The organism is Flavobacterium sp. (genome assembly GCF_046317795.1).
GTDB lineage: Bacteria > Bacteroidota > Bacteroidia > Flavobacteriales > Flavobacteriaceae > Flavobacterium.
On record NZ_JBKCVI010000114.1, the window covers coordinates 1 to 8,705 of the forward strand.

Sequence of the window (8,705 nt, forward strand, 5' to 3'; positions counted from 1 at the left end):
CCAAACATTGATATCATTATCATTACAATCAGTTGAATTACTAACGTATCCGTTAGGAGCAGTTTCAGCCAATGTTGAAGTAGCTAAATCTCCAAATCCATCTCCATCAAAATCTCTATAGAAAGTAAATAAGTCATTACTGAAATAGACATTGTCAATAAATATACGGAATGCTGAAGTATAATTCTGCTCTATTTTTAACCCGTAAATATCATTTAAGGCACCAGGATATGCTGTTAAAGGAACTCTTAATCTATTCCAACCAGCTGTAAGTGCGCCCGTATTATATAGTCTATCAGTTGGTGCTAACAGCACTAAAAACAAATTAGGTCTAGGGGTATCCAAATAAATATCAATATTTAAATGTGACATTCCAGTCCCAACAAGGTTCAAACGTCTTTCTCTATTGGTCGGTGGAGGATTACCTATATCTATTAATCCCATAAAACCTAGACCATCTATACGTAGCGCAGTATTTGCTCCGTTTGGAACTTCTGTTAACACTCTACCACCACCTGTAGACCAAAATGCTTGACCAAAATTATAGTTTGGAGCATTGGTATATACAGCTGGAGTTCCTGTATACATTGAAACAACTCTTGCTGGGTCTCTTGCTGGAAGTGACGGCGATGGAGTGGGATCAGGAAAATTAACTACTAATGTAGCTGAAGCAGAACCTGGACCAAAAGATCCTGGAACAGCAGCTTGAGTAGCTGTGATGGTAGTAGTACCACCACCAACAATAGTTACTATATTACCACTAAAAGTTACTATACCAGTAGGGTTAGCGCTATAGGTCCATGCACCAGAACTATTTGAAGTTGGATCCGTTAATGTAAAAGGTGCATTACCTAATACTTGCGGACTTGTAACACTTAATGTTCCGATTGTTGGAGGGGCATCTGTAGGTGCTCTGTAGAAATAGATATTATCTAAATAGACCACCTTTACTGGTGCAGCAGCTCCAGTAGGATTATTTAAATCGAAAAAACTAACATTTCCTAGATTTAAACCTACATAATCTGATAAAGGAATATCAAAACTAGCCCAACCATTCAATGGAATGCTTGATACTACTTTTCTGTTTCCATTTATTTCAAACCAAAGTTGATTTTGATTTACAGTATATACATCAATATGCAAAGTTGTCATTGCCGCAATAGTCGTTGGTGCAAAAGCTAAACGAGCTAATGTAAAACCGTTAAATAATCTTGCGTTATTGTCAGAAATCGAAACATCTGTTCCTGCCTGCCATACTGCTCCAGAAGTTGGGGTATATGAATTACTATATAAAGATACCACATCCCATGCATTTCTTGCAGGTGGTGTTGGTGCTGGTGTACCCAAACTTACTACTAATGATGCAGTAGTTGTGGCTGAATTAAATAAACCATTGGCAGCTTGCGTTGCCGTAATGGTTGCAGTTCCTGGACCCACGATTGTTACGGTGCTGCCACTAATTGTAGCAATACCTGTAGGAGGGTTAATAGTATAGGTAAAAGCACCAGCACTGTCAGATATCGGAGCAGTTAAAGAAAAAGGAGCATCCCCTGTTACTTTAGCAGGAACAGTAAAGGTGCCTAAGGTAGGTGTTACTAAAACATTAAAAGTAGCGGTAATACTTCCACTATTAAAATTACCTGCAGCAGCTTGTGTAGCCGTAATGGTACATGAACCACCAGTACCAACTTGAATTTGATTGTCATTAACAATCTGTCCAATGGCATTGTTACTACTTGAATAACTCCAAGCACCAGTACTATTTGATGTTGGTGGTGTTATAGTAAAAGTCGCATCTCCAGGTGCTTTGGTTGGAATTGAAAAAGCAGTGATTGTTGGATTGGCAGTTCCATTGAAAAAGTAGACGTTATCGATATAAATTTGTCGAGGTGTACCACCACTTTGTTCAAATTTGATTCCATTGATATTATTCAATGCACCAGGATAGGTTGTCAATGGAATATCAAAAGAATTCCATCCTGTAGCTAGCGGTCCGATTGAAAAGTTTCTGTCAGTCGGAGCCAATAGATTTAATATCATAGACGTCATAGGTGTATTAACATAAATATCCACATGAAGAAAGTTCATTCCCACTACACTGAAATTTGCGCCGTTCGTAACCAAACCAAAGAAACCTAAATTGTTAACTTGGATACAAGTATTGGTGCCGTTTGCAAAATTAAAATTAGAATTGGTTGAACCCGTTGACCAACTTGCTTGAACTGCAGTTGTGCCATTCGCATAAGTTGTGGGAGTACCGGTATACATAGAAACTACATCAATTGCATTTCTAGCTGGAGGAATTGGTGATGGGCCTGGAGCAGGGAAATTTACAACTAAAGTTGCAGATGCAGATCCTGAGCCAAATACACCAGGTACTGCTGCTTGAGTAGCTGTAATAGTCGTTGTTCCGCCACTAATTATAGTTGCAGTATTTCCAGAAAATGTTACTACACCCGCTGGGCTACTTGAATAAGTCCATGCACCGCTACTATTGGATGTAGGGTTTGTTAATGTAAAGGGATCATTGCCAAACACTTGTGGTGTTGGCACTGTCAACGCTCCAATAGTAGGAGGTTGATCTGTTGCTGGTCTATAAAAATAGATATTATCTAAATAGACCACCTTTACTGGCGCAGCAGCTCCTGTAGGATTGTTTAAATCGAAAAAACTAACATTTCCTAAATTTAATCCAACATAATCTGATAATGGAATATCAAAACTAGCCCAACCATTCAAAGGAATGCTCGACACTACTTTTCTATTTCCATTGATTTCAAACCAAAGGGCATTCTGATTTAAAGTATATACATCGATGTGCAATGTTGTCATTGCTGCAATAGTCGTTGGCGCAAAAGCTAACCTTGCTAACGTAAAGCCGTTAAATAATCTTGCGTTATTTCCAGATATAGAAACATCTACTCCATTTTGCCAAGTTGCTCCACTTGTAGGGGTATATGAACCACTATATAAAGAAACTACATCCCATGAGTTTCTCGCTGGTGGTGTTGGTGCTGGAGTGGCAGGAAGTGGAACCGTTACAACAAAATTAGCAGTCGTCGAACCAGAACTATAAGTACCATCTGCCACTTGACTGGCTGTAATAATTGTTGTACCTGCTCCTACAATAGTGATAAGACCAGAAGTAATATTTACAGTTGCAACAGCAGTATTACTACTAGAATAAGTAAATGGACTTATATTATTAGAAGTTGGGGCAGTTAATGTAAATGCAGCGTCAGTAGTCAATTTAGATGGAATTGTAAATGCCCCATAAGTTGGCGCTTCAAGACATGGACTACATGTACCGCCACAATCAATACCAGTTTCAGTTCCATCTTGGATAAAATTAGTACATTGAGTTGCAGTTCCTGCCACCAAAGTTACATCATCAATGAATACAGCAGATGTACTACCTGTTCCAGCAACGTGAAAATTAACCTGTACATTGTTGTTAGTAGACGTCGCATTGAAAGTATACGTATATACAGTCATAGTAGTTGTTAAGGCCACAGCATTATTTCTGAATTGATCAGACCATATATTGGTATTCTGAATATTTACAGACATATTTCTGTTAGCAGCGGCACGTGCTCTAAAAGTAAGGGTGTACGTAGCACCACCAGTTAGTGACTTACCTGTTTGTTTGAGCTCATTGTCCCAAGGATTTCCACCTGCAGCCGTATTGGGAAAGGCAGCTTCTCCTCCAGTAAATGTTCCGGGTCCGTTAATAACCCAGCCGGAACCACCGCTTGTAAAATATGAATTGGATATCATATTTTGTGATTGTCCTAATGAAAAAGTCAATAGGAAAAAAAGTAATAGTAATTTTTTCATAAATGTTTAAATATTTGTTGTTAATAGTTTGACTTTTAGTAGGATTTCAAATTTATAGCGTTAAGTTTGAAAAATGATAGCAATCCTAGTCTATAAAAACTATACAAAAAATGAGAAAAGAAAAAAAATAGTAAAAACTCAATAAGCGCAAACGTTGTAGTATAAAAGCAGTTTTAAAAAGCCACCGCAAGGCAACAAACAAATTTAGGAATCAAATCAAATGTTGTAGTAATGTTGTGTTCTTTTTACCTTAAAAACGTAAAAGGAACTAGAAAATAAGAACTAAGAAATGATAAATTCTAATTATTTTTGATTAAAAAAATACAAATCAAAAAAATAGTTTTAATTTTTTAAACATTTAGTAAAAAAAAAAAATACAGTTCCACCGACATAACTGCAATTTACATTTTTTGTCCTTTTCAAATAATTGTCGAGTTTGCTGTATAACCTTTTTATAAACCTTTCTAATATTAGAAAAATCCATGCAAATTTCTCCAACCTGCCGGTTTACCAGCCCTAGGCATGGGAGGCAGGGCTGTGTTCCTACACATAAAATAGCGAAAAAACTATAAACTTTAAATGAAACTTCGAGCTCCCGAGAATTCGGCAAGCGAGTAATCTTATCTTATTTTACCTGAAATCAAGGAGCGATTAGGATGTAAATCTAATTGAACTTGGCATAAAAATTATCGTCCCCTTTTTGGTTAAAAAACTTCTCTCAAACAAAAGAATGCATCAAAACATTTAAACTCCAAAAAAACTGAAATAGAATACAGAAGTAATGACTACTATTCTAGCGTGATTCAATTACAATTTAAAAGAAAAACCATCAAATTATTGCCCAATAACAATCCAATCAGTTCCATCACTTTGAACCATAAATCTTTGATTTTGTTGAAGAGTGTTAATCAATGTATTGCCAACATCATTATAAATAACCCCACCTGAAGTAGAAAATACTTTATTTGTAATACCATTACTTCCAATAATAATAAATATCTTTCCTAGATTGCCAACAGCATTAGGAAGTCTGACTTCGGAAACACCGCCAAAAACACGCACAGTATATTCTGTTAAAGATACCGCATAAATTCCCGTAGCTGCTCCTGTAGTTACATAAGATTTAACATTACTATCAACCCAAGTTCCGTTGCCAGTTCCATCACTTCGCAAAATATAATTGGCTGTCGCACCAGTCGTCATTTGAAAGTTAGTTGTCGATGTAGTTCCCGCAACAGTAACCGTAGTCCCGTTATCCGTAACAATCCCATCAACAAGTGTAGTACCATTCCATTTAGGCATTCTATTAACAGTAGCAGACGATACCTGTGGGTCAGTTTCAACAGTAGCAGCCGAAACCCAACTCGTGGCTCCAGCACCATTAGTCTGCAGTACTTGACCAACTGTACCTCTCACATTGGGCAAAGCATAACCGTTTGCACCTCCAGGATTATTAACTTGTAAGGTACCGTTTACTCGAAGGATATTGGTATCAAACTCGCCATAAACCAAAGCATTACTGGCATCAGCATTGGTATTTTCTATATACAATTTATTACTACTTGTTCCTGCTTCGGCACTACCAGCTGCGTTACCTATAAAGATATTATCATTACCAGTTGTGGTAGCACTACCGGCAAAAGCGCCAATTGCGGTATTTCTCGTATTGTTGCCAGAAGCATTAACCAAAGCATTGGAACCTATGGCTACCGTTCTAGTAAATGTAGCTGTCTGACTCAAAGAATTGTAACCAATCGCAACATTATCTTGAGAAGCAGCAACATTAGTTCTTGATAAGGCACCAGCACCAATAGCTGTATTAAATTGAGATGTAGCAACGGATGCATTTAAAGCATTAAACCCAACAGCAGTATTGCCAATTCCACCGTTGAGTGTGGCTAAAGCACCACTACCAACCGCAGTATTTTGATTACCGCCACCAGAATTAAACGTATTTACTGCCAACGCATTAAAACCTATAGCTGTATTATCATTTGGTGAATCATTGGCTGCCAAAGCATTGGTTCCAAATGCTGTATTTCTGATACCTGATAAGGTAGGAGCAGATAAAGTACTCAAACCATAAGCAACATTAGAAGCCCCAATAAAACCAGCGGCGGTATTATTTCTTTTAAAGGAAACATCAAAATTATCAAGTGTTCCCATAAAAGTACCTGTAGCTCCAACAGTATTTCCTGTGGTTAACCAACCCGTTGCTGTACCTGTACTAAATCTAACCCAGCTAGTCCCATTCCAAAAGTAAAACCCTGGTGTTACAGCATTAACACCAGCACCAACAGTATTTGTATTGTATATAATTTCAGAAGTTTGGATAGTGGTAACGGGTGACGAAGAATTTGCCCCTATTAATAAATTCACTCTTGGAATCAATAAACCATTATTTGTTGAAACAATATCTAAAGCCGCTTGTGGAGCTAAAACATTTACACCAAGAGTTCTTGTAGTGTTTACTCCAGAAGTAAGTGCACCAGCCATAGTACCAAATAATGTGTTTCCAATATTCAATTGGTCACTTCCCCCTATAACAGGTGCAACAGTATTGGCACCTAACATGATGTTATTGGAACCTGTTGTTAAAGTTAAACCAGCATCAAAACCTAAAGCAACATTATTAGAGCCAGTACTAGCATTTAATGCCCTATATCCAATGGCACTATTGCCAGTTCCAGACGCGTTATTTCTCAAAGATGAAAAACCTACTGCAGTATTATTATCGGCATTTGAAGAAGTTAATGCCTGTCTTCCAATGGCAACATTATTAATACCAATAGAATTTGAAAATAAAGTTCCTGAACCAACGGCAGTATTGGCGATACCAGTAGTATTAGAAAACAAAGCAAATTCGCCAATACCTGTATTTAATCTGCCCGAAGTTAATCCAGGCATTACGTTTACTCCAAAAGCAGTGTTTCTTACTCCCGATTGTGTTGCAAAATTTAAGGTTGGATTTAATAACGAATTAGCTCCAAATGAAGTGTTTCCATTAATAAAATCAAATGACACGTCATAAACTGGATTCCCAATAAAACCTGCTCTTATATTATTTCTTCTAAAAACCAAATCAATATCATCCGTAGTGCCCAAAAAATTAGTAGCCGCTGTTGTACCTGCATTCCCCGTCAAAGCCCAGCTCGCAGTAGCATTTCCAGTAGCAAGTCTAATCCACAAAGCACCATCCCAATAATAGTAACCTGGCGTAACTTGATTAATTCCAACACCAGAAGTAGCGGTATTATAAACCAACTCAGAAACAGTGGGAGTAATAACAGTAGCAACGTTGGTTGCTGATAATGAAATCCTAGGGATTAATAATCCATCATCTGTCGAAACTACATCCAACGAACCATTAGGAGACGTTGTCCCAATACCCACTTGTGCCGATAAACTACAAGTAAAAAACAAAAGAAAAGTGGTAAATAAATATAACTTCATAATAGTGATATTACAGTTGTAAAAAAAAATGTGTCGTATTTTTTTTGAGTAAAACAAAAAACAATAATTGCAATGTAGTAAAATAACAAATTATTTCACTGATTATTAATTCAATCATATAAAATAACTATACATGTATTAGTAAAAAATAAATTGGCTGCTTCTTTCGCAACATTATATATATTATAGCACTTAAAAGCTACAACTTAAATTTATAAATAACTTATCATTACATTTAAAGAACGGTTGTAGAGGCAATGTAAAGGTCTACTTATAAATAGTATTCTTAATTTTTTTAAATAAAATTAAATTTTTCATATCAATAAAGGTAAAAAAGTAGTACTCATGCAAAAAAAATAAAAAAAATCGATATAAAGTATCTTATGAATCAAGTACTTTTCATTAATACAAAAATAATTACTGAATAAAAAATCCGTTAAAATCTATGCAATCTGTGGCTAAAAACCCTCGTGAAACCCTGACTGCCGGTTTACCTGCCTTATGCATGGCAGGCAGGTTTGTAGTTAAACCCAAATAAAAGCCACAGATTACCACAGATTAAACGGATTAAAAAAAAACACCTAAATGATTAAAAACTTCGCGAAACTTGAAGAAAAAATAAAATCTGTACAATCCCTGGCAAAAAAACTTCATGCTACTTTGTGCAACCTCTACAAAATACCTTCGTGCAACCCTGACTGCCGGTTTACCTGCCTTAGGCATGGCAGGCAGGTTTGTGCAACAAAAAACATCAAACCAAAATCCAATAAAAAATCCCCATCTCGTTAACAAACGAGACAGGGATTTTAGTACTATTTAGTCTTAATACTTAATACTTAATACTTAATACTCCAGTCTATCATCTCCCAACTCCGTACTTCATACTCCGTACTTCGTATTTCGATTATCGTTTCACTACTCTAACCGTTCTCGTTTCCTCGCCTTGGGTTACAGTAACATTGTAAACCCCACTTGGATAACGATCTCCGATAGTCATAGTCTCTAATTCATTAACTTGAGCTGTATGTTGCTCAATCAATCTTCCTACCATATCGTATACTTTGATAGCAATTGGTGTGCTGTCTACAGAAGTAGTAACATCTATATTAAAACCACTTGCAAACGGGTTTGGATAAGCAATAGCACCAAACGCTACTTGAGCTCTTCTGGCTACAAATGTAGAGATGTCACAACCTCTTCCTTCTGGTCCAAACTCGCCACCCAATTGTACCGATACCGTTACTACGTAGTTCTTGTTAACTGTAGCACCTGTGAACATGCTCAAGGTAAAGTTAGCTACGGTTCTATTGATAGGTGTACCTACTTGTACCAAATTCTCATCTACTTGTTCAAACAATGATACTCTGTAAATAGTGGCACCTGAAACAGGAACTATCGTTAACGATTGATTTAAT

General features: G+C 36.7%; 4 protein-coding genes. 1 reads left to right on the plus strand and 3 read right to left on the minus strand.

The window, feature by feature from the left end; translation table 11 throughout:
- Both ACK5ON_RS06685 and ACK5ON_RS06690 read right to left on the minus strand, forming a co-directional pair.
- On the minus strand, nt 1-3,837 hold a 3,837-nt coding region (locus ACK5ON_RS06685; protein WP_409821028.1), incomplete at its 3' end, for a beta strand repeat-containing protein.
- An 834-nt stretch (nt 3,838-4,671) separates the two neighbouring features.
- Entirely contained in the window at nt 4,672-7,290 is a 2,619-nt protein-coding gene (locus ACK5ON_RS06690) for a beta strand repeat-containing protein (protein ID WP_409821031.1), read from the minus strand.
- 652 nt (nt 7,291-7,942) lie between these two features.
- Here ACK5ON_RS06690 and ACK5ON_RS06695 point away from each other — a divergent pair.
- Nucleotides 7,943-8,110 carry a hypothetical protein gene (locus tag ACK5ON_RS06695; RefSeq protein WP_409821033.1) on the plus strand — a complete coding sequence of 56 codons (168 nt, stop codon included), beginning with the start codon at nt 7,943-7,945 and terminating at the stop codon, nt 8,108-8,110.
- An 84-nt stretch (nt 8,111-8,194) separates the two neighbouring features.
- On the opposite strand, the gene ACK5ON_RS06700 is transcribed toward ACK5ON_RS06695, so the two are convergent.
- On the minus strand, nt 8,195-8,705 hold a 511-nt coding region (locus ACK5ON_RS06700), incomplete at its 5' end, for a T9SS type A sorting domain-containing protein (protein WP_409821035.1).

What these genes read in the sequence shown, in the direction of transcription:
- ACK5ON_RS06690 (WP_409821031.1), bottom strand. Translation starts at nt 7,290, where the DNA reads ATGAAGTTATATTTATTTACCACTTTTCTTTTGTTTTTTACTTGTAGT.
- ACK5ON_RS06695 (WP_409821033.1), top strand. Translation starts at nt 7,943, where the DNA reads ATGCTACTTTGTGCAACCTCTACAAAATACCTTCGTGCAACCCTGACT.